Raw genomic sequence first — 22,158 nt, forward strand, 5'->3', positions numbered from 1 at the left:
CTTGCATGTGTTAAGCATACCGCCAGCGTTCATCCTGAGCCAGGATCAAACTCTCCGTTTTGAACTGGAAAGCTTTTTAGCTCATTAGCTGCTCTTTTTTAACTTCAGCTTAGTTATCTTTATTTGCTTGACGCAGGCCACTTGTTGTATGATGGCTTTCAAACTATAATATTTTCAAGGTTCGGTGTTTCTTTTGGCGTCGCTCTTTCGCGCTCCGCTTCAGGCACTTATTCAATATAGCGAACCTATCTTCATGTGTCAACTATTTTTCCAAAATAATTTTGGATGAGTTTTTAGTCCCCGTCAAACTGACCACAGTGCAGGGTTGTAGGCAACAATGGTTTATGCACTGTGTTGACTAAGGAAGGGTGAAACGTGAATTTTCAGTCGGTAATAGGTTTATTGCATCAGTTCTGGAGCGATCGCGGTTGTCTTATTGCCCAGCCCTACGATATTGAGAAGGGGGCTGGTACTAAAAATCCCCAGACATTTTTAAGAGCATTGGGACCGGAACCGTGGTCTGTGGCGTATGTTGAACCATGCCGTCGCCCGACGGATGGACGGTACGGCGAAAACCCGAATCGCTTCCAACACTATTATCAGTATCAAGTTCTGATCAAGCCTTCACCAGATAATATCCAAGAGATTTATCTTGATTCTTTAAGGGTTTTAGGTATTCGTCCTGAAGAACACGATATTCGGTTTGTAGAGGATAACTGGGAAGATGCGACAGTGGGAGCTTGGGGTACTGGGTGGGAAGTATGGTTAGATGGGATGGAAATTACTCAATTTACCTACTTTCAACAGTGTGGGGGAATTGATTGCCGCCCTGTGTCGATTGAAATTACATACGGGTTAGAGCGATTGGTGATGTACCTCCAGGAAGTGGAGGCAATTACTAAGATTCATTGGACGGACAACATTACTTATGGTGATGTTTATCTTCAGGGAGAGATTGAGCAGTGTACATACAACTTTGAAGCGTCGAATCCTGAGTTGCTACTGACGCTATTCAATTTGTATGAGCAGGAAGCTACTCAATTGACGGAGCGAGGATTGGTCTTGCCTAGCCTAGATTATGTAATGAAGTGTTCGCACACGTTTAATTTGCTGGATGCTAGAGGTGTGATTTCGGTGACGGAGAGAACTCGCTATATTGCTAGGATTCGGCATTTAGCCAGGAAGGTTGCTCATTTATATGTTGAGCAAAGGGAGAGGTTGGGTTTTCCCTTACTCAAAGATGCTGTGAGTTTAACAGGAAGCCCGACATCCTAAAGAGTGTAGCTACACGAAGTAAAACCATTAGAAACAATTGCATATTATTGGTCAGCGTAGTGCTTTACGTTCTATTTTTCCATGATGCGCTGGGGTTTAAGCTAGGTATACCTTTAATGATGGAGCTATTGCCAAAGGTTAGAAATAGCGTTAAATCTTGAGTCTCGAACATCAAGTTTATACAAACAAAGCCCGCACAGGCGGGCTTTGTTTGTATAAACTTGATGGACTATACTTCACCACAAGCATAAAATTTTTCAGCATCGCTGATTAAAAAGATGAAAAGCTCACGCAGAGACGCTCCGGGCACCGATAATAAGAGTTTGGAATATTTAATTTTTGAATTTAATAGCCAAATTCAGCAACGCGGATTTTCTCTATTGCTGCCCTAGCTATTTTTAACTTAGCTGCAAATTCGGGTTGTCAGGTGGTTTTACAAAAAATCTTATGATTCAAACCAGTGGTGTAATTATTTGTCTTGGCTACATTTTCGGGTTGCTGTTTACAGCAGTTCCTTGGGGTGGTGTGTGGATTTTGGTTCTGGGGATAGTGGGAGCAATTCTTTTTAGAAGACGCATCACTTCACGACAACTTGCTCAGAAACCAGAAAATGCTGGAAGCAAAAATAAGGCAGTGCCTAACACTTGGCAAAATACTCCTCATCCTAGAATATGGCTAGCTGCTGGCTTAGTGGGATTATTGGCAACTCTATATTTTCAATGGCGAGTGCCGCAACCAGGTGCAAAAGATATTAGTCAGTTTGTCCCGCTGGGAAATAGCAGTAATCAAGAACAACTTGTGATTGTTCGTGGCGAAGTGGCGAGTAATCCCCGCTTAACTCGCGGTCAACGGGGACAATTTTGGCTGGAAGCGACTCAGCTAGATGAGGTCAAAAATGAAAAAGGTTCAGCAAGTGTCCCAAAAGGGGTTACAGGCAAATTATATGTGACAGTGCCTATACTTCAGGCTACTGGGTTATACCCTAGTCAACAAATTGCCGTGACTGGGATTTTGTACAAACCAAAGGCCGCTTCCAATCCTGGTGGTTTCGACTTTCAAAAGTTTCTTAAGCAAGAAGGAACGTTTGCCGGTCTGATTGGGCGACAAATAAATGTTTTGGATCAGGAACGTAAATGGGGATGGTGGCAAATTCGGGAGCGAATTGTGCGATCGCAAGTTCGTTGGTTGGGTATCCCAGAAGGACCTCTTGTCAGTGCAATGGTTTTAGGTAGCAAAGCTGTTGATTTACCCTACGATATCCGCGACTTATTTGTACAAGCAGGATTAGCTCATGCTTTAGCAGCTTCTGGATTTCAAACTTCCTTGATTTTGAGTGTGGTCTTACAGTTAACAAGGCGTGCAAAAAAAGCAAGCCAATTTATACTTGGCTTTTTGGCTTTAATCATTTTTCTAAGTTTAACAGGTTTTCAACCTGCGGTTCTCAGAGCCGTAATTATGGGTTTTGCGGCATTAGTTGGTCTGCTATTAAAAAGGAAGGTAAAACAGTTGGGTTCGCTGCTATTAGCGGCAACTCTGTTATTAGTGTTTAATCCTCTATGGATTTGGGATTTAGGTTTTCAATTGAGTTTTTTAGCGACATTAGGATTAGTTGTAACAGTACCTGCATTAGTCACTCGCCTGGCATGGTTGCCACCTGCGATCGCTTCTTTGATTGCCGTTCCCTTAGCTGCCACTATTTGGACTTTACCTGTACAACTTTTTGTCTTTGGAGTTGTACCATCTTATAGTTTATTGCTGAATGTGGTTAGTACTCCATTAATTTCGATAATTAGTATAGGTGGAATCATCAGTGCCTTAATAGGTTTAATTTGGACTGAGGCAGGAAGCTTCCTGGCGGGGGTGTTGCATTACCCTACTGATTGGCTCATTAAACTAGTGGAATTTTTTAGCAAGCTGCCCGGTAATTCTGTGGCTGTAGGCAGTATATCTACTTGGCAGCTTCTGGCCATTTATTTACTGATTATATTGGTTTGGCTAGTGCCTTGGTGGCAGCGGCGGTGGTGGTTTGCTAATGTGATTGCAATTGGTTTCGTATTCATTCCCCTTTGGCATTCTACAAATACATTGTTTAGGATAACAATATTAGAATCTGGTACTGAACCAATTGTAGTTATTCAAGATCGAGGTACAGTAACTGTAATTAATAGTGGCGATGAAGGTACAGGACGCTTCACAATCCTACCGTTTTTACAACAGCAGGGTATAAATCAAATCAATTGGGCGATCGCAACTGATTTCCAAGGGAATGAAAGTAATGCTTGGTATGAATTAATGCAACGTTTACCAATCAAGAATTTTTATGAATATTCCCCCAAAACAGATAATTCTATTACAATTCAGGCAATTCAAGAGGAACTACAAAAACATCAAGGAATTTATCAACCTTTGGTAGTTGGTCAAGCTGTGAAAGCTGGTTCAATAGTAGCGCAATTAATCAATGACCAATTACCCATCTTACAATTGCAAATTTTAGATCAGAATTGGTTATTAGTAGGTAATGTTAAATCTAAAGAAGTACAACAACTAGTTAAAAATGGAAGTTTACCTCGTCCGCAAGTACTTTGGTGTGCCCCTGAGTCCTTGAAAGATTTAGTTCTTGCTCTGCAACCGCAAGTAGCGATCGCTTCTTCTGCCAATTTTGATTCAAAAACTTTATCTGAACTGAATCAAAGCCAAACAAAACTGTTTTTTACAGGAAGAGATGGGGCCATTCAATGGACACCGAATAATCAGTTTGAGGCGTTTATTGAAGCAGCAGAAAACAAATCATCTATTTTGTAAAAAAGTCACAAATTAAGTAAATTAAAACTGCTATCAACTTCTATGACAATCTACTTTTATAGCACTCGTGAAGAATATGGCTGTTTCTCTAACTTTTCGCCCCACGGTTTTGAATTAGATGGATTATATTGGTCAACTAGCGAACACTACTTTCAAGCACAAAAGTTTGTGGGTACACCTCATGTAGAACAAATCCGCCTAGTTAAGACACCTAAAGATGCGGCAAGAATGGGGCGTGAGAGAACCCGTCCCTTACGCCAAGATTGGGAACAAGTTAAAGACGACATCATGCGGCAAGCTGTGCTACGTAAATTTCAAACTCATACAGATATCAGAGAAATATTACTTTCCACAGGCAATACAGAAATTGTTGAAAACTCGCCCATCGATTTTTACTGGGGTTGCGGAGCCGATGGTAGTGGTAAAAACATGCTAGGAAAAATTTTAATGGAGGTACGAGAGATCCTGCGCTATACAAACAGCGTAGATGTTAATAAGAAAACTTTTAAATAATATTCTTGCTATGAATACTTGCCTCAGTAGTGAATCCTTGAACCAAAATTGAAGGAGAGAGGCAATTAAAAGCGTCAAAATAAAATTACTAGGCTCAAAGTTCTAGTAGTATATTGCCATAAAAAAATATTTTTATATCTTCTAATTTTAAAGACACTAAAGGCACACTCACCTAGAATTTACGTTTGAAAATTCTAGGTGAGTAATTTAAAAGCAGCAATTATTCACAGCATTGACACTCTACGGTCTAAAAAAGTATTTATTTTTGAAACTTACCTATTGGCTAAGTAACAACTATAGTTATTAGTCTTTATAAGTGGTAATCTAAAAGCCTCAATCAAGGATTAAATAGCGATCGCTTCATTGATAAAGTTTCACCCTTACTAAACTTACGCTGTGGTAAACCAGCTTGATGAAAGATATATTCTGGTTTTGGGAACACTAGATTTATCACCAGACTTAACAGGAAGAGGTTGATGCCTAAAGGCGAATGGAATAATAGATTGAAAAATACAGTTCCTTTGCAATTACCGATAAAATACCTAAAACCAGTGAAGCGTAATACAATTACCCATGAATTTGACTCTGATTCACAAGCAGAAATACTACCTCCACAGGAAAGTGATGACCATTCATCGGAAGCGTCCAACCTACTACGGCAAGGAATTCAACAGCAGCAAGCTGGTGACTTAATAGTGGCAATGAAGTCTTTACAACAATCCTTGGGGCTGTTTCAGGCAGTTGGGGATTTGCAAAAACAGGCACAAGTACTTTCTTTTTTAGGATTGGTAACTTACAGCGCTGGAGACTACAAGGGTGCTATATCTTACTCCCAACAGTGTCTGTCTTTGCTCAAGAACACCTCAGATTTAGCAGTGCAGATGCAAGCACTCTCCCATTTAGGCAATGCATACCGTCACCTGAATGATCATAAAAAGGCAATTGAGTTTTTAGAAAAATGTTTGAAAATAACGCAGCAGCTGCAAGACAAACGAAGTCAAGTGGCAGCACTGAATAATTTGGGATTAGTGTATAAAGCTTTGGGCAACTTTATGCAGGCGATTGAATATCAGCAACAAAGCCTAGAAATTGTGCGGGAACTCAAAGATAATTGGGGCGAGGAACAGGTACTCAAGAATTTGGGTAATGCTTGGTATGCTTTGGACAATTACCCAAAAGCGATCGCTTATTATGAGCAATGTGTAGTTATAGCACGCTCCCTAAAAAATGTTCGTAATGCTTCCCAAGTCCTAAAGAATCTGGGAAATGCTTGTTATGCCTTAGGTGATTATGTCAAAGCCATTAAGTATTATGAAGATCGCTTGCAATTAGCCAAAGAAATTCAAGACAAGCGTAGCGAGGAACAGTCTTTAGGTAGTTTAGGAGTTGCTTGTGAAGCTTTGGGTGACTATAACAAAGCAATTACATATTATGAAGAACGTTTGCTGTTAGCTAGAAATATCAAAGACCGTCGCAGTGAAGAACAAGCTCTTGCCAGTCTGAGAGTCGCTTGCTACGCCTTGGGTGATTATGCCAAAGCTATGCAATACCAGCAAGGAACATCTGCAAATAGTTGAAAAGCAAGACAGGGAAACAATTCAAAATTACTCGCACAGATCAATTCCCCCCATTGTCTTTTGTTGCTGGAGATATACGAGAACTTCTAATGTATCCACTTGGGGAAATTCTGCATAAAAATTACTCACGCTCCAGAAGGGTTCGGGTGTTTCCAAGACTATTGTGCGATCGCCCCACTGTTCTAACCAGGGTAGCAATTTTTGTGGCGCTACTGGAGTACATAGCCAAACTGCTGCTGGAGAAAGCGCTCTGATAGCAGTTGCGGCTACCGCTATTGTCATACCTGTGGCTATACCATCATCAACTAAGATGAGCGTGGCATCCTGTGCATTGAACTGCGGACAAGCAGAAATTAATTGAGCCTCAAGAGACTTAGCTTGGTTAATCGCTTTATTTAAAGCTACTTCTCGCCACCGCGCATCATGTTTAGGGCGAAATAGCTTTTGATCAGTCCAAAGAACATTTCCGGAAGTAGTCACTGCACCAATTGCCAACTCTGGGTTTTCTGGATGGCTAATCTTTTTCGCTACCACGATTGTCAACGGACAATCCAAAAGACGTGCTATTGGTGCTGCTACTGGTATACCCCCTCTTGGCAAAGCATAAACAATTGGTACAGGCTTTACCCCAGAATCAATAGTTTGCTGAGTCAAAAAATCATGAATTACTCGCGCCAATATTTCACCCGCATGGGTGCGATCGGCGAAAAGTGGGGTATATGACATGGTTTCCCCCAGCATCTTAGGACGGCAATGCTTTTATCATGACTGAATTTTGTCTCAAATTAACTGATACAATAAGATTTGTATAAATAATTAAGTATTCAGCAAAAGTCTATTTATTCTGATAAATCTCCAACTAAAGCAGTATTTAACTCAGATAAGACAGATGGTGCTGATGCCAAAATCCTGATTTTCATGAGCAGCGAAACCCAACTCAGCCTCTTCGACGACTCAACCTTTAACCAACGAGAACTGATTCCTACAGACGCGAAAATTCCGATCGCTCCGGGAACTTATTCCAGCATCACCGAGTTGACACAGCATTGCGATCGCTGCCACCGTTGTCCATTGGGAGACACTCGGACTCATGCCGTCGTCGGACGTGGTAATCTCAAAGCACCAATTATGGTTATAGGAGAAGCGCCAGGTCAAAATGAAGACGAAACCGGCTTACCATTTGTAGGCAGATCGGGGCAGTTGTTAGAGAAAATTCTGGCATCTGTAAATCTGGGTACTGAGCATGATGTATACATTGCCAATATCAACAAATGCCGCCCACCTGATAATAGAGTTCCTACTCCTGTAGAAGTGGCAGCTTGTCTACCCTACTTATTAGAACAAATTCGCCTAGTTGACCCCAAAATAATTCTGTTAACAGGTGCAACTGCTGTCAAAGGTATCACTGGCGATAAGCGGGGGATTACAAAAATTCGCGGACAGTGGTTGGAGTGGGAAGGGCGTTTATGTATGCCAATTTTTCATCCTTCCTACTTGCTGCGTAATCCTTCTAAAGAAAGAGGTGCGCCTAAATGGTTGATGTGGCAGGATATCCAAGCAGTGCGTGCCAAGTTAGACGAAATCCAAAATAATAGCTAATAAACATCTGGTGACTCAATTTCCGATTTTAGATTAACGGCATGTAAAAATGCCCTTTCTTTGATCGAGAATTTTAGATTTTACTATTTGTTCTTGCGTTTAAATTCGCTTCCTCTCAGACCTTTTCAAATTTTGGATTTTGAATTCTTCAATTGTATGTAATTTATCAATGAGTTACTTAGCAGTCTTTTTCAGATTTTGCCATCTTTGTCGCAGTCGCTGCAAGTTAGGACTATGACCACCATAGCGCCAACCAACATAAGCTTGACAAATTTCATCTATAACCTCAGCAGTTGCTAGAGCATGATGCTCGTATGAGACTCTGGCATACTCTAAAGGTGTTTGTGCTGGATGTTTACCTAAACCTTTTTGGGTTGTCCATTGCAGCATTTGTTGATAAAGGCTTTCCATTGCTGGCAATTTCTTTAACCATCTGCGTTTGCGCCACTCTCGCCACTGACCCCAACCCAGCCAAGCGAAGAAAGCTGCTGTAGTTGCCAACATTAAGCCACTCAATATGCCAAACCAACCTTGAAAGAATAAAGCTAAAAACCAAGCGATCGCTCTAATCACCCACTTAAATATTGTCTCAAATACATTATTCAACAAACCTGTCACCGGAGAAGGTAGCCAGCCAGCAACCCAATGCCACAATTGGCGCAACACACTAAAAGTCTGAGTGTCTTCTATTGAGGGTGGTATCAAAGGATGATTGGGAATAGGGTCAAAGGCAAACCAACCATATTTCGGAAAATACACTTCCGTCATTGCATAAGCATCAGTATTACGGACAACATACAGCCCTGTAAATGGATTAAATTCTCCTGTACTAAACCCTGCTACCAACCGCGCTGGGATGCCAATGGAACGTAGCATCACTGTGAGAACTGTAGAGAAGTGATCTGGATAACCGCCTTTATATTTGAATAAAAAAGCTTCTACTAAGTCATCTTTTTCTCCCAAATAAGGCAAATCTAAGGGATTTTGGGGAAGAGAGTAGCGTTGCTTTAAATATTGAGCTAAGTAGAGAGCTTTTTCATAGGGTGAATCAAGTCTTTTAGAAGACCTTGTGACTCCTTCTTGATTGTAGTTAGCGAAGATTTCTTTGGTGCGTTGCCGGACTTTTTCGGCAATTTCGGGAGGAACTTGCAGATAATGCTTTTTAATCTGTTGTGGATATTTAGTAGAAGCTTCACCTAACAAAGTGCGATCGCGGTATGGTACTTCTGAAACTACTGTGTAGGTGAGTCCTTCTGATAGTTCTACAGGCGATCGCAATCCGTCTTCTTTATCAACAGCGATCATTGGTGTGGGGAAATAAACTTCCTTGGGATTAGCCATCGCTGGAATTAGGTTAGGTAAATCCGACACCACTGTATAACTTTGTACTATCTCTTGGGTTTTACCAGCAATCAGAGGTAGGGGAAGAAAAATTTGGTAAGACCAAGGCGATCGCCTGATGGTTGCAACGTCTTCATTACGGGAAACCTCCCATCCCTTACCTGTATAACGGTCAAATCCTAGTACTCGCCAAAAACCCTCAGCTTGCGATCGCACCCGCATCACAACTTTAGGTTTCATCTCGCCCCGCAGGTTTTGGTTTATTTGGCTATTAAAACCGTAATAAAAGTTATTATCTACTTTACCTGGTTGACCAGTTTGATTTTGCCCTGTACCACTACCTTGATTACTACCATTACCTTGACGGACATAACCGGGATTAATGATACTACGTCCTGTGAAATTACCTTTTACTTGAATAGCAGAACTTACAGGAAAATTCCGTAACTTATAACCAGGGAACCGGGGTAAAACAGCAAAAATTGCCAGGCCTAAACCGACAATCAGCAAAAAATTCAGAATTAAAAATTTAAAATTAATAGTTGAAGAATTCTTCTGATTGAATTTTTCCTTTTGAGTTTTTAATGGCTGCAAACCCAAGCGTGAGCGATAATCTAATACTAAAGTTGGCAGAGCGATCGCTAAAAATAACAACAGCACAGGTGCAAACGCTAAAGTCTGACTTAGCGTTGCCGCCACACCCAATAAAATCAGTCCTATGACAATCGAATAGCCCAAATTTTTGCGGCGGGGTGTATCAAAGCTATGCAGCACCTGGAGTTGAATTAATAACTCTGCCAAACCCAACCGCGTATCATTCAACTCTCCCACTAATCGCCCAAAGAAAGCACCTAATGCTACTAACATTCCTATGGCGATGCAGAACTTAACTGCAACATTAGTATCGCGGCGACGATAGTGACTCCAAATCGCACCCACTACACTCAGGGGTAACGCCCAAAAACTGAATGAAGTCTCGGCGGCGATATCCGTCGCCACAATTCCCAAAATAACTAACGCTAGCACCAGCACCCGCAAGGAAATTGAATCTTCCACTTCTGGTAAAGGCGAATCCTGCGAGTTTTGCCGCCAGAAATTACCTACAGGGAGACGCCAAAACCGATTCATACTGGATAAGTTAAGCATTTCAAGTCTAAGTGTAGATGCCACGGAAACAATGCTGAGGACGAAATTATCCGCCCTACTTTAAAGTATTCCCCTTAGAGGAAGCTTTCTTATCCTGCCTTTAAGCATATATGAAGGTTTCACGCGTCTTTTACAAGTTAAAGCCTTGGCGCGAGTTTCAAAACCCTGTTGTTATCCTTTGCTTCCCTTCTCCTGACAGAGACTCTACGCCAAAGGAACAGCTATGGGTAGCTTGCTTTCCTTTAACCCAAGCGCATAAATACATAACGTTACCATTCGTGGTAACGTCAATGGTGAACATATTTTAGTATAAAAAGCGACACAATCGAATAAATTCGTTGTGAAAAATTGGTGGCTTGGTAAAATAGAGGCGAGGTGAAATCAGCATAAAAGAAGAAACTAACTCGTTTCCCAGGCTTTGCTAATAACCGAGTGGCCTGACGAGTACCCACAAAAAATTCAGTTATGGGGTGGAGGGTGAGTCTACACTCACTGGTTAATTGTAACCACGCTAAGTTCCGCAAATGATACAAGTAAGCACCCTGTTGCTAGTAGTGTCGAGAGGGTGACAAAGCCCCAAGGCAACATCTAGACAATGGTTACCTTAAGATATTCGGCGTTGACAACGTAACATACTAGCGGTGGCAATTAAGGTTACACAGTGGGATTAATGACAAACAAAAGCGGCTGTTGGTCTATTTCTGGAAACTCAACTTCCAGAGTATAAGTTGGGTTAAGTTGTTCGCAGCCTAACTCTACACTTAAATATCCCGAAGTCGAAGATGTTGCCATTGCTAAGGTGCCACTTCCTCGAAGTGTCAAAGTTCCTTTAACGGGTAACTCAGCCCGAACAAGTAACTTCGTAAGTTTACCTACAGACTGATACTCTACTCTAATGTTCAAAGTACCGACACTGGTTAGCCATTGTCTTTCTACCACTGGACTGGTTGCTGAAAGTGGTAGAGTCAGATTTTCCAGCAGTTGTTTAGCTGCTAGCAACGACAAAGCCATCTGTTGACGCGGTTGTAAATCTGAGTAATCGCTCTGAATATTGGGTATTGTCTCCAGAGTATTTACAGACCGATAGGTGCTTCTTAGCACCAATCCAGCTATGTCGTTTAGTGCTTGAGACTCGTTGGGAAAAAAGTTCTCCACCACTTGAACTAATTTTGCTCCCAGCGGCACAGAAGATGTCACCAAAGCCTGACACTGTTCTAGCAATTGCCGGAAAACTCTCTCCGGCAAGGGACGCGGCAGGTTCAGCTTCGACTGTTGTACCATCCACCCCCAGGTAGGGACGAGTGTCATTGACGGCTCGTCAATAAAATCGGGATAGTCGATTAATTGTGTTTCCCAGGGAAACAACGGTGGGTGGTCTTGGGCTTGGATTTGTAACCGACGCTTAAGGACGGCTTGGAAACGATCTTGCACAGTAGGAATTTCTCCCAATTGAAAGGCCTGGGGCGTTCCTCCCAATTTTGGCTCACTGCTTTTTGAAGCAGTAGCTTCCTTGAGGAGGTTTTCTACCCCGTCATTTTCCTCACATTCTACCGATTGCTCGTTATTTTTGACATCATCTGTCAATAACCAATCGAGACACTGGTGTTGTAAGGATTCTGAGTCACTATTCATGAGTAGATGCACCTGATCCGGACACTAATGAGTTACGAATTTCCCAAGCTTGCTCAAGAATCTTAAACCACCGTTTTTGAAGTTGTGCCATTGACAGCCCTAAAGTTTTTGCAATTTTTTCATCGGCTTGTCCTTGTTGCTTCAACTCTAGTAAAGACCGTTGCTTATTGTCCAGCTGTGCTGTGTATGCTTGCCATTGCTGGGGAGTTAGTCCCAAATTAGTGTGCAAAGAAGCTTCCAGCCACTCGTGAACTAATTCCCAACGGTGTAACAAGGCAAATCGAATCAAATGATACTTGAAGCGCTGCTGCAAATAATCTCTCTGACGAGGGGTTAAACCTAAAACCGACTCAATTTCCTGTGCTGATAAATCCTGGAGGCGGAGGGAAAAGTAATCAGCACAGTCAGATTGTTGCCGTTGTTCGAGGTAATTCATTAATTCTGTAACCACAACGGAGCGCAAGGTGTCTTCTTCGGGTTCGGGTTCGACTTGCGTTGCCATTGTGGAGCGCAATTGATGCACTGCTGGTTCTTCCCAAGAACCATCGGCTTCACTATTGCTGCCTTCTGCGGCTTGTTCTATATCTACGCTGGTTTCTGGGGGTTGCTGTTGAGAAAAAGTTTGCGCTCGGAGGATAATTAGCTGTTGCTGACGGCCTGGTAAGGGAATGCGTCGCTTGCCGTAGCGTTCGGTAAATGCCATATACTCGGACAATTCCAAAAGTGTCTGAGGGCGATAAGTGGCACCGAGTTGATTTTCTCGCCGGAAAGCGTTCAATGCCTCCAGATAAAAACTCTGGAGAAAATCTTCAATTATGGTTAGCCGCCCTTGATAGCTCAATTGCCTCTGAGGGGGATTAATGTAGCGATAAATAATTGCACTCAGAGTACTGTGTAATTCTACCCTGCCCCGATTTGAACCCAACTGATAGTACCTGAGACACTGTTGCAGCCGATGCCGAGCCAGGGTCATTGCCGAGCTTTCTACAGACCCAGAAGCTTGGATACGTTTGCTTTCATTACAAATCCGGTAGACTTCGGTAGTAATACGTGTTGCTACATCGTGGCAATTTTGTTCCGAAGCTTTGGTTGACTGCTGAAACTCCTTGGACAGGAGTTGAAAGATCACCTCCACGCCTGTAGAATTTTCTCCCAGAATAGTTGCAGATGGAATAGTTGCGGTTGCGGCTGAATTCATAGTCTCGGTTTTCAAAAGACCCTAACTTACTTAAATACAACCTGTAGGACTGTGGGTATTGGCTTTTTCAGTTTTACGTATAAGCTAAACGCAGACCAATCCTATATTTAGGGTGTGGCTGATTTTATTATTCCCAACTTTGATGGGATTGTTCACACTTTGATAGATGTTATTGCCATTACCCAGGAGCCGTATACAAGTCATTATGGATTTAGAAGCACAAATTCAATTGCTGATTGACAATGCACCCCGCGATGGTATGACACCACATCTTGTTGCAGCAATTGCTCCTGCCCTTAGAGCGATCGCTCAAAAATTACGCTACTCCCAATACTATATTCTCCAAAATTCGGAGGAAAGCTGGGTTTTAACTACATTGAGCAATCGTGCTAATCCAGGATTGGAAAAGCGTGTGATTTACGCTTTCCCTACCATACAGGATGTCTCTCTAATTTCCCCTGCTGGGCTTGACCCTCAAATGCTAGCTAAAATTATTCCTGTCACCCATATTTTGTTCCAAATGGTGGCATTAGAACCCGTAGATAGTATCGTTTTTTTGGAAACGCCGGGTAAGACCACCCATACCGTTGAAGTTCGGCGAACTGACCTAGAAAAACTTATGCAACAACAGTTACGACAACAGCGATCGCCTAAACAGATACCCCCTGATATTGCATAGAAAAAATTTGGATGGGGGATTTTTTAGATACAATCCCCCATCCGAAATCTTAAATCTAAAATTCCTTTAAGAAAGTTTTCTAAATCAGGGACAAAAGAAATTTTTTCTTTCCCTTACACAATGGGACTGCTTCAAGTCTCGGTGACACCTAAAATTGCTTAAAAAACAGTTATCTGTGAACATTTTTCAGTTTTCAAGTTTTAGTTTCTCAGTAAACCAGAGTTCCATACTTAAGAATTTCTAAATAAAACGCAATGTGCAACTTAATATTCTGACCTTTTTTTAGAAGAGAGGCTTTGAATTTTCCCTCTTGCCTGAAAGCGAAAAGGTCTGGAGAGTTAGGTTTGAGTAAAAGTTGCACACGGCGTAAATAAAAAATATCCAATCGCAGAGCAACGGCTTGAGGAAGAAGTCGCGTTGAGTCCAGAAAGAAAGATAATTTATTTTTGGAGTTTTCTTAAGAACAAGTGGAAAGTTTCACTTGGAATCTAAATTCCCACTTTCTACCTGGTAATTAGGTTGTTTTAAATTAAATATAAAACTGCTTTAGTGTCTATATAATGCGTTAGCGTGACACCAGTTCGGGTTTTCGGTGCGTTACAGAAGTTGTAACACACCCTACATTTAAATCCCTACTTTCTACCTGACAACTGAATTTAATAGAGACGACTCAGTGTGTACTCAGCTATGTTAATTAATGCCTGGTGAGATTCTGAGGGTGGGAGAACTGCAAGATGTTCAATTGCTAACTTAGCATGGTGAGCAGCTAACTCTCGCGCCTGCTGTATACCTTGACTATCTTGAATCAGTGCTAGTGCTTGCTCTAAATCCCCTTCTTGAGCAAACTCTCGGTCAATCAGTACTTCCAAGGATGGTTTTTCCGCTAAAGCAAATAAAACGGGTGCAGTCAGATTACCACTTTTGAGATCCGACCCCACTGGTTTACCCAAGGTATCTGTTGTACTGGTGAAATCTAGAATGTCATCGACAATTTGAAATGCTATACCAAAATGACGACCGTAGCTATACATGTGCTCAATAGTTTCTCGTGAGACTTCACTGAGCAACCCAGCAGCTTTAGAACTGTTGGCAATTAACGAAGCTGTTTTGTAATAACTCTTCTGGAGATAAGTTTCAATAGAGATGTCAGCATCAAAACGATTCAATCCTTGCTGAATCTCCCCAGTAGCTAGATCCATTATGACTTCTGACAACAATTTCACCACCTCCAAGTTGTCCAAGTTTGCTAAATACCAGGACGATTGGGCAAAGAGAAAATCTCCTGCTAATATGGCAATGCGGTTGCCGAACAAACTATGAACGGTAGGAACGCCTCGCCGCACGTCTGATTCATCTACCACATCGTCATGTACCAAGCTTGCTGTGTGAATCATTTCTGTAATCTCAGCTAGGCGGCGATGACGCGGTGTAATGTCTTGATCTAACATTGTTGCCCGCGATATTAGCAGGACAATTGCTGGTCTGATACGCTTTCCCCCAGCTCCGAATAAATGTTCGGCTGCTGCAAACAGAATGGGGTGGCGATTTCCAACTAGCTGTTTTAGGTTATCTGCTAGTAGTCGCAGGTCTGCTTCCACAGGGGTAAACAGGGAGGTGGCTGGGGTCATGGATGGGCGGACTCTGACTTAGGTTACGAAAGTTTACATATCCTATACTCATTTTAAGATAAGCCTGTGCCAGCGCAAAGTTTTCATCAGGTAATCCCATATTCATGAGTCTATCGGTGATACTTAAGATTAATAACGTCTTTGTCAATAAGCAATTATGCTTAAATTTTACTACCTTAAAACATCAATTCTTCAGTACATGGAAATCAATATCAGCTTAAATTGTCTTAAGTAATTTCTCAGTATACGTTTCCCACCACAGATCGAAACGTAATTTAAGCAATATTACTTATTGGCAAAATGGATTAAATTTAAATTTGTCGCCAATGGGTAAGACTAAACTTTTCTAGGACTGAAGTGTAGCTATTCAAAAAATTTGAAATTTAGCAGTTGAATGGGCTTAAAATTCAGGGTTGTTGTGTTACGCTAAAATATAGGAATTTGAAATTTTTCAGATATTCACAGACCAAAAGTAAATCACCTACTAGTTGATTTTACTGATTTGGGGATGTGAGTCTAAAATAACTAGTCGTAGCTTAGATTCAGGGAATAATTCCTTTAATTTTTCCTACGATGCGCGAAACTCCTGGTTTGGAGCTATGCGATATCCCTATGGGAAGCCGCTACACGTCTTCAGCGCACGTTGAGCGCAAGCATTGCTCCTTTCACAGCAGTGTGAGCAAAAATACGCAGATCAAGTAGACCGCTGAGAATCGTAGTTTTAGATTGCTATTTAGTAATCTAACTGCTGTGGGATCTATGGTCTGCAAGAAGTCTCATCAATAAATTCTTCGTCTGTAGAGAATTTTATCTCTATAGATAATTTTACCATAGGAAACTACAGCCATCAAGAATGTACTTAGTTGGCTGAGGTTCTACTAATTTATGCAATTTTATATTCGTTTAGAAGGGTGCTAGTAGAACAATGATTTACGGAAGTATGCCTATGATGATTTTTATTTTAGCGTCTGGATATTTGTTCACAGTCTACCTGTTATTAGCACTGGCAAAGCGAACAGGTACAAAGACTGTTCCTACAAATTTCTCTTCATCTACCGAGGGAAAACATAAGCAGGAGATATCAGTAAGAACAAAGGTGACTGAAGCAGTTAATAGTCAATAGTTAAAAGTGAGGAGTAAGGAGTTATTAATTCAAAACTCCTAACTTCTCGTTTTTTAAATAGTTTTATTGCAGTTGGGAAATAGCGTTATCAGTAAAGCAAACCTCTTCAACCATTGGGGTATAACCTAGCCACTGCACTCCTGATTGGGAAAACTGTTGTGGACAACCGCTGACGGCGAAGCGAGTTGGCAATGGTAGGTGAGTATTTTTTAAGCCTAGTAAGTCAAGCTCTTGAGCACAAGCTGCTACAACATGAACAGCTGGATCAACCAACTGGACTTGAGAGGGTAGGAGCGATCGCAGTACAGGTGTAAGGTGGGGATAATGGGTACAGCCGTGGACTAAGGTATCAATTTCCTGCTCTAATAAAGGCTCTAGGTAGGCTCGTGCTACTTCAGCAGTATAGGGGTCATGAATGCGGTTTTGCTCAATCAGTGGCACAAATTCTGGACATCCAACTTGCCAGACTTGGACATCAGGAGCAATTTCGAGTATGGCGTGCTTATAAGCATTACTCTTAGCTGTAGCTGGAGTAGCAATCACACCAATACGTCTTCCTTGCTGCACCGCAGCTTTTGCACCCGGTAAGATTACTCCCAAAATGGGTATGCTGAATTCTTGACGCACGGTTTCTAGGGCTAGGGCAGAACTGGTGTTGCAAGCCATAATCACCATTTTTACCCGCTGCTGTTGTAGCCAGGTAAGAATTTCACGCGTAAATTGTAAAATTTCTGCTTGTGAACGAATTCCGTAAGGAAGTCGAGCTGTATCCCCAAAGTAAACAATTGATTCATTGGGGAGTTGCCGATATAGTTGTCGCAGTACAGTCAGTCCACCCACACCACTATCAAAGATGCCAATTGGGGCACGCTGGGGTTCTTGATCGGGAAAATCGTCAAGATTCCCTTCAAAGGTCGAAGATGAATACACAGGCAGATGTTGATTTAGGTTTTTGGATTTAAAATACAGAATTTAGCAGACAATCTCCAAATTGACCACTAAATTCTGCACGTACAAGAAGTTTAAATACCACCCCTTTAATTAGTAATTTGTACTATATTACCTCTGCTGTAAGTATTTTAAGATGCCTTGAGCGATCGCTTCTGCCATTCGATTTTGATACTCTGGTGTTCCTAATCTAGGATTATCCTCGTAACCAGTCATGTAGCCTGTTTCTACTAAAATCGAAGGCATGGAGCTTTTCCTAAGAACGTAGAATCTGGCTTTGCGGGTTCCCCGGTTTTTGATAGTACCGATGTTCTGGAGGATGGTATTGCGAACTACTTCAGCCAGAGCATAACCGCTGTCGTAATAATATACTTCTAACCCATTGACATCAGGGCGATTATCAACGGAATTAGCGTGAATGCTGACAAACAAAGTCGCATTAACTCGCTCGGCAATGTCTACCCGTCCCTGAAGTTCTACGAAAAAGTCAGCATCCCGCGTTAGCACCGCTTGCACACCATTTTGCTCTAAAATTGCTGCTACCCTTTTACCAATAGGCAGGATTACATTTTTTTCTAAAAGTCCGCCCAGACCAGGAGCACCTGAGTCTTTTCCACCATGTCCTGGGTCAATAACTACTAGCAATTTCCCTCTGGGAACCGAGGGGCGCGGCTGTGGCTGGGAGATTGGACGAGGATTATCTGTGGAGTTTGGGAATTGCCCTTGGTTTGGTGATGGCAGGGGAGGTAAAATAATGGGCGGTGTGACGCTACCAGAACGTTGTAATTCTAAAGCCAAAAGCTGGTCGCCAACCTGGTTAAGTTCTCCAATTTGCACTCCGGCTGCTGGTTGAACCAAGACGGTGACAGTATTGGGTTGTTTTGGTTGCAAGCGTACTCGCAGGATAGGGCTATTAGAATTAAAAGTAGGGCCTGTGACTTTAGGAGCTAACTGAGCATTGTTGATAGTAATGCGGAACAGACCAGAGGTTCTATCCCAGCCTCCTGTAGCTGATAAAGTTTGGTCGGCTCTAATCAGCAGTTGTGTGCCATTATTAACCAGTTCCACAGACTGAATAGTAGCAGGTGAAGTGTTAGCAGGTGATATTGGACGTGGACTGTTACCTCCAGGTAATTGGGCAACAGCACGACTGGGTAGAACTACAAAACCACTAGCAGTGTTAGTGGTTGCTCGCCAATTTGGACTATTTTCATCTACCTGTAAAGTCAGGCGAACAACAGATGGGCTTGTTTGCAGTTGGGTGAATTGGATACGGCTCACACCATAGCGATTAATCGATAAATCCCGCTGTTCTAGACTTGGTGATAAAGTTGCACCAGCAATGTCGATGTTGATTGCCTTCTGATCGTTGCTACGATTTACTTGAATCTGAGGATTACCACCATTGGTACGGATGAAAAAACCATCGCCTGTGACTTGTAAGTTCTCAATTTGAGTAACTTTGGCGACAACCATTCTGTTGTTAGGTGGATTAACAGAGCCAGTTGTCACCACATTGTAAATATTCCTTGGGGAGAATGTTGGTGTAGATGTTCTCGGTAAAGTTTCTCTGGCTATAACTTCTCCTTGCTGCCCCTCGGTATTTTTTGAGGGTACATTTTCGGCTTCTGGCGTAGGTAATTGCACTATCCAGCGTTCACGAAGTGTCCCCGCAGGGGATTCGCCAGTTGTGCCCACAAATTTCACTCGTTTGGGGTCTAAAGTATAACCAGGAGTCACTTCGACAACTATACGTGTTGTTTCTGTATCAAACTGCCCAACACGGATCGAACGAATTGCACCGCCAACCTGTTGGGTTAGCTGCGGACGCCCAAATGTGGTTCCTGGCAAATCAATTACCAGCCGAGTCGGGTTAAAAATTAATTGTGCTTGAGGTTGGACATCCCCTAAAGTATTAATTTCCAGCTTATTTTGGTTGGCATCGAAACGCCAAGATTCAAGTCTCGCGGCCATTGCCGGCGACGACAGCATGAAGATAGTTCCAATAGTACTGGATAGTAACCAGCGTAATTTCACAGTCTTTTCTCCTGATTCACATTCATGGGAGCCGTCAACATCTCAACATATTGGCAAATCCTCACACCGTCATCACGCACACTTGAGTTTTGCGCTGTTATTAAGACACAGCTAATGGCGTAAAATATAGCACGCTCCTCTGATTTTGCCATGCCATTAGCCGATATAAATTTGACTGCCAATTTTAGATTGAAGAAAAGCCAATTTTAGGTTCATGCTGGACTAACGTCCTGCTACACTAACAACCCTTGTGGTTGTGGGTGACACCAATCCAAAATCAAAAATCAAACATCAAAAATCTGTTGATTTGTAAAGCATCAGATGACAATAACAAAGAAGCTACTCCTGTCCCGCCGCAAGAATACTTAAATTGTTTTACTACTAAATTGGATAAAAATGGTAAAGATTAGATGTATTTACTCAATAATTTCGACTAAATTACTTATCTTCTCCTTAGATACTCAAGGACGCCACGAGCGATCGCTTCTGCCATTTGATTTTGGTAAGCAGAGCTTCTGAGTTTAGCGTTATCATATCGACCAGTCAAATAACCTGTTTCTACAAGAATAGAAGGCATGGAACTTTTTCTGAGGACATAGAATCTGGCTCGCCGCACTCCTCTGTCTCTGACATTTACACTTTGGAGAATACTGTTATGGACAATGCGAGCTAGACCCAAACCACTGTCGTAATAATACGTTTCTAAGCCACTGACATCTGGACGACTCGCACCCGCTGAATTAGCGTGGATGCTAACAAACACATCAGCATTAGCTCGCTCTGCTAATTGCACCCGCCCCGGGAGAGTGACGAAATAGTCAGAATCCCTTGTCATAACGACTTGTACGCCATTTTGCTGCAAAATCGCAGCAATTTTTCTGCCAATAGGTAAGATGATATCCTTTTCGCGTACTCCTCCAAGACCTACTGCTCCAGGGTCTTTACCGCCATGTCCTGGGTCAATGAGGACTACTACTCGCCCATTGCTAACTCGGCGCTGTGGTTGTGTTAACGGCTGGGGATTGGGATTCTTTGGGTCTGGAAATGGCCCCCGGTTTGGCGGTGGTAGCCCAGGTAAAGCAAAGGGGGGTCTTCCAGGGAGTGCGACAACTCGCCGAGAACCTTGTATTGGTAAAGCCAAAAGCTGGTCACCGATTTGCTGGGGTTGCCCAATTTGCACTCCGGCTGCTGGTTGAACTAAGACAACGACAGTATTGGATTCTTGTGGTTGCAGACGTACCCGAAGAATGGGGCTATTGGCAGCAAAAGTAGGGCCTGTGACTCTGGGAGCTAGGTTTGCATTGGTAATTGTGACGCGGAACAGACCTGAGGATCTATCCCAGGTTCCCGTAGCAGATAAAGGTTTGTCGCCTCTAATTAGCAGTTGTGTGCCATTGTCAGCCAGTTGCACAGACTCAATTGTTGCTGTCGAGTTGTTAGCAGATGGTCGACTGGGAAAGGAAACGGGTTCTGACTGATTGTTTGAATTATTACCTCCAGGCAATCGGACAACACGACTAGGTAAAACTACTAAGCCACCGCCGTTACTATTAGTTGCTCGCCAGTCTGGGCTATTTTTATCTACCCGCAAAGTCAGGCGGACACCAGGAGGTTGGGTTTGCAATGAGGTGAATTCGACGCGGCTAACACCATGTTTGTTAACGGGTATATTATTCTGTTGCGCCAGACGTGGTGATAAAGATGCGCCAGAGATATCCATGAAGATGGTAGCGCGATCGCGGCTGCGAATTACCTGAATCGGTGGATTGCCACCACTGGTACGGACGAACAACCCATCGCCTGTTACTTGTAAGCTCTCAATTTGAGTGGCCCCTCGTGTAGTGGCAACCCTTGAAATACTAGGTTGTGGCTCAGAGTCTGGGGTAACAACACTGTAAGCACTTCTGGGGGATGAGGTTGGAGATGAGGCGACCCTATCGACTTCTGGTCTAGGTAATTGCACCGTCCAGCGATCGCCAGTTGTACCCACAAATTGCACTCGTTTGGGGTCTAAAGTATAACCAGGGGTCAATTCGACAACTATACGTGTTGTTTCTGTATCAAACTGCCCAACACGGATCGAGCGAATTCCACCGCCCACCTGTTGGGTTAGCTGCGGACGCCCAAATGTCGTTCCTGGCAAATCAATTACCAGCCGAGTCGGGTTGAAAATTAGTTGTGCCTGGGGTTGAACTGCTCCCACAGTATTAATTTCCAGCCTGTTTTGATTGGCATCAAAGCGCCAAGATTCAAGTCTCGCAGCCATTGCAGGCGACGATAGCATGAAGATAGTTCCAATAGTGCTGGGTAGTAACCAGTGTAATTTCACAGTCCTTTCTCCTAATTCACGTTCATGGGAGCCGTCAATATCTCAACTCATTGGTAAATCATCACACCGTCACCACCTAAACTTGACCTCTGATGCCTTTTTTGATTTTTAAGCTGGTACTAGAGCGCTTTGCAAGTAATTGAACTACAGCACTCTCTAACTCCCCGTCTCAGTCATGGTCTAAATACCTGAAAACTACTGTAATACCAATTAAAATCAGTTATCAGGTTTCATATTGCGTCTAAATCTCCATGTGAAATCTTCTACCTTTAGAGGTAGGAACTCTGACTCCCAAGGAAGCTAGAAAACTAATAACTGATAACCGTTCACT

The 22,158-nt window shown here is 42.6% G+C and carries 15 protein-coding genes and 1 rRNA gene; 7 read left to right on the forward strand and 9 right to left on the reverse strand.

The window, feature by feature from the left end:
- Positions 1-61, reverse strand: a 16S ribosomal RNA gene (locus RM347_RS28545); the annotation flags it as partial.
- Between the two features lie 314 nt (positions 62-375).
- Here RM347_RS28545 and glyQ point away from each other — a divergent pair.
- The 4 genes from glyQ to RM347_RS28565 all read left to right on the forward strand — a co-directional run bounded on the left by glyQ (position 376) and on the right by RM347_RS28565 (position 6,167).
- Complete coding sequence (glyQ, locus tag RM347_RS28550; RefSeq protein WP_322720515.1) at positions 376-1,275, forward strand: glycine--tRNA ligase subunit alpha; 900 nt, start codon at positions 376-378, stop codon at positions 1,273-1,275.
- Between the two features lie 447 nt (positions 1,276-1,722).
- Positions 1,723-4,077 carry a ComEC/Rec2 family competence protein gene (locus RM347_RS28555; RefSeq protein ID WP_322720514.1) on the forward strand — a complete coding sequence of 785 codons (2,355 nt, stop codon included), beginning with the start codon at positions 1,723-1,725 and terminating at the stop codon, positions 4,075-4,077.
- A 42-nt stretch (positions 4,078-4,119) separates the two neighbouring features.
- Positions 4,120-4,590 (forward strand): NADAR family protein, encoded by a 471-nt coding sequence (locus RM347_RS28560; RefSeq protein ID WP_322720513.1) that lies wholly within the window; start codon positions 4,120-4,122, stop codon positions 4,588-4,590.
- Between the two features lie 476 nt (positions 4,591-5,066).
- Positions 5,067-6,167 carry a tetratricopeptide repeat protein gene (locus RM347_RS28565; protein ID WP_322720512.1) on the forward strand — a complete coding sequence of 367 codons (1,101 nt, stop codon included), beginning with the start codon at positions 5,067-5,069 and terminating at the stop codon, positions 6,165-6,167.
- A 27-nt stretch (positions 6,168-6,194) separates the two neighbouring features.
- On the opposite strand, the gene RM347_RS28570 is transcribed toward RM347_RS28565, so the two are convergent.
- Positions 6,195-6,893, reverse strand: a complete 699-nt coding sequence (locus RM347_RS28570) for a phosphoribosyltransferase (RefSeq protein ID WP_322720511.1) — start codon at positions 6,891-6,893, stop codon at positions 6,195-6,197.
- Positions 6,894-7,085: 192 nt separating this feature from the next.
- On the opposite strand from RM347_RS28570, the gene RM347_RS28575 reads away from it, so the two are divergent.
- Positions 7,086-7,766 carry a uracil-DNA glycosylase gene (locus RM347_RS28575; protein ID WP_322720510.1) on the forward strand — a complete coding sequence of 227 codons (681 nt, stop codon included), beginning with the start codon at positions 7,086-7,088 and terminating at the stop codon, positions 7,764-7,766.
- A gap of 174 nt (positions 7,767-7,940) precedes the next feature.
- Here the strand turns inward: RM347_RS28575 and RM347_RS28580 are convergent, their stop codons facing one another.
- The 3 genes from RM347_RS28580 to hetZ form a co-directional block, all read right to left on the reverse strand.
- Positions 7,941-10,235, reverse strand: a complete 2,295-nt coding sequence (locus tag RM347_RS28580) for a transglutaminase TgpA family protein (RefSeq protein WP_322720509.1) — start codon at positions 10,233-10,235, stop codon at positions 7,941-7,943.
- 672 nt (positions 10,236-10,907) lie between these two features.
- Positions 10,908-11,885, reverse strand: a complete 978-nt coding sequence (locus tag RM347_RS28585) for a PatU (protein WP_322720508.1) — start codon at positions 11,883-11,885, stop codon at positions 10,908-10,910.
- On the reverse strand, positions 11,878-13,083 hold the full coding sequence (hetZ, locus tag RM347_RS28590) for a heterocyst differentiation protein HetZ (protein WP_322720507.1): 1,206 nt from the start codon (positions 13,081-13,083) through the stop codon (positions 11,878-11,880). Before hetZ ends, RM347_RS28585 begins: the two co-directional genes overlap by 8 nt.
- Positions 13,084-13,288: 205 nt before the next feature.
- Between hetZ and RM347_RS28595 the strand changes: the two genes are divergently transcribed.
- Positions 13,289-13,762: a hypothetical protein gene (locus tag RM347_RS28595; protein WP_322720506.1), complete on the forward strand. Its 474-nt coding sequence runs from the start codon at positions 13,289-13,291 to the stop codon at positions 13,760-13,762.
- Between the two features lie 656 nt (positions 13,763-14,418).
- Here RM347_RS28595 and sds read toward each other — a convergent pair.
- The gene (gene sds, locus RM347_RS28600) at positions 14,419-15,390 is read right to left on the reverse strand and encodes a solanesyl diphosphate synthase (RefSeq protein ID WP_322720505.1); all 972 of its coding nucleotides are present in this window, start codon (positions 15,388-15,390) and stop codon (positions 14,419-14,421) included.
- Positions 15,391-16,315: 925 nt separating this feature from the next.
- Between sds and RM347_RS28605 the strand changes: the two genes are divergently transcribed.
- A complete protein-coding gene (locus RM347_RS28605; RefSeq protein ID WP_322720504.1) occupies positions 16,316-16,513 on the forward strand; it encodes a hypothetical protein in 198 nt (65 codons plus the stop codon).
- 63 nt (positions 16,514-16,576) lie between these two features.
- Here the strand turns inward: RM347_RS28605 and murI are convergent, their stop codons facing one another.
- The 3 genes from murI to RM347_RS28620 form a co-directional block, all read right to left on the reverse strand.
- Positions 16,577-17,443 carry a glutamate racemase gene (gene murI, locus RM347_RS28610; RefSeq protein WP_322720503.1) on the reverse strand — a complete coding sequence of 289 codons (867 nt, stop codon included), beginning with the start codon at positions 17,441-17,443 and terminating at the stop codon, positions 16,577-16,579.
- Between the two features lie 129 nt (positions 17,444-17,572).
- Positions 17,573-19,498 (reverse strand): N-acetylmuramoyl-L-alanine amidase, encoded by a 1,926-nt coding sequence (locus RM347_RS28615; protein ID WP_322720502.1) that lies wholly within the window; start codon positions 19,496-19,498, stop codon positions 17,573-17,575.
- A 442-nt stretch (positions 19,499-19,940) separates the two neighbouring features.
- On the reverse strand, positions 19,941-21,827 hold the full coding sequence (locus RM347_RS28620; RefSeq protein WP_322720501.1) for an N-acetylmuramoyl-L-alanine amidase: 1,887 nt from the start codon (positions 21,825-21,827) through the stop codon (positions 19,941-19,943).
- Positions 21,828-22,158: the final 331 nt, after the last annotated feature.

Origin of the sequence: Nostoc sp. ChiQUE02 (assembly GCF_034531305.2) — a bacterium.
GTDB lineage: Bacteria > Cyanobacteriota > Cyanobacteriia > Cyanobacteriales > Nostocaceae > Nostoc.

Coding starts and splice junctions, on each gene's coding strand:
- RM347_RS28595 (WP_322720506.1), top strand. CDS start 13,289: ATGGATTTAGAAGCACAAATTCAATTGCTGATTGACAATGCACCCCGC.
- RM347_RS28580 (WP_322720509.1), bottom strand. CDS start 10,235: ATGAATCGGTTTTGGCGTCTCCCTGTAGGTAATTTCTGGCGGCAAAAC.
- hetZ (WP_322720507.1), bottom strand. CDS start 13,083: ATGAATTCAGCCGCAACCGCAACTATTCCATCTGCAACTATTCTGGGA.
- RM347_RS28605 (WP_322720504.1), top strand. CDS start 16,316: ATGATTTACGGAAGTATGCCTATGATGATTTTTATTTTAGCGTCTGGA.
- RM347_RS28570 (WP_322720511.1), bottom strand. CDS start 6,893: ATGTCATATACCCCACTTTTCGCCGATCGCACCCATGCGGGTGAAATA.
- RM347_RS28575 (WP_322720510.1), top strand. CDS start 7,086: ATGAGCAGCGAAACCCAACTCAGCCTCTTCGACGACTCAACCTTTAAC.
- RM347_RS28560 (WP_322720513.1), top strand. CDS start 4,120: ATGACAATCTACTTTTATAGCACTCGTGAAGAATATGGCTGTTTCTCT.
- RM347_RS28565 (WP_322720512.1), top strand. CDS start 5,067: ATGCCTAAAGGCGAATGGAATAATAGATTGAAAAATACAGTTCCTTTG.
- RM347_RS28585 (WP_322720508.1), bottom strand. CDS start 11,885: ATGAATAGTGACTCAGAATCCTTACAACACCAGTGTCTCGATTGGTTA.
- sds (WP_322720505.1), bottom strand. CDS start 15,390: ATGACCCCAGCCACCTCCCTGTTTACCCCTGTGGAAGCAGACCTGCGA.
- RM347_RS28555 (WP_322720514.1), top strand. CDS start 1,723: ATGATTCAAACCAGTGGTGTAATTATTTGTCTTGGCTACATTTTCGGG.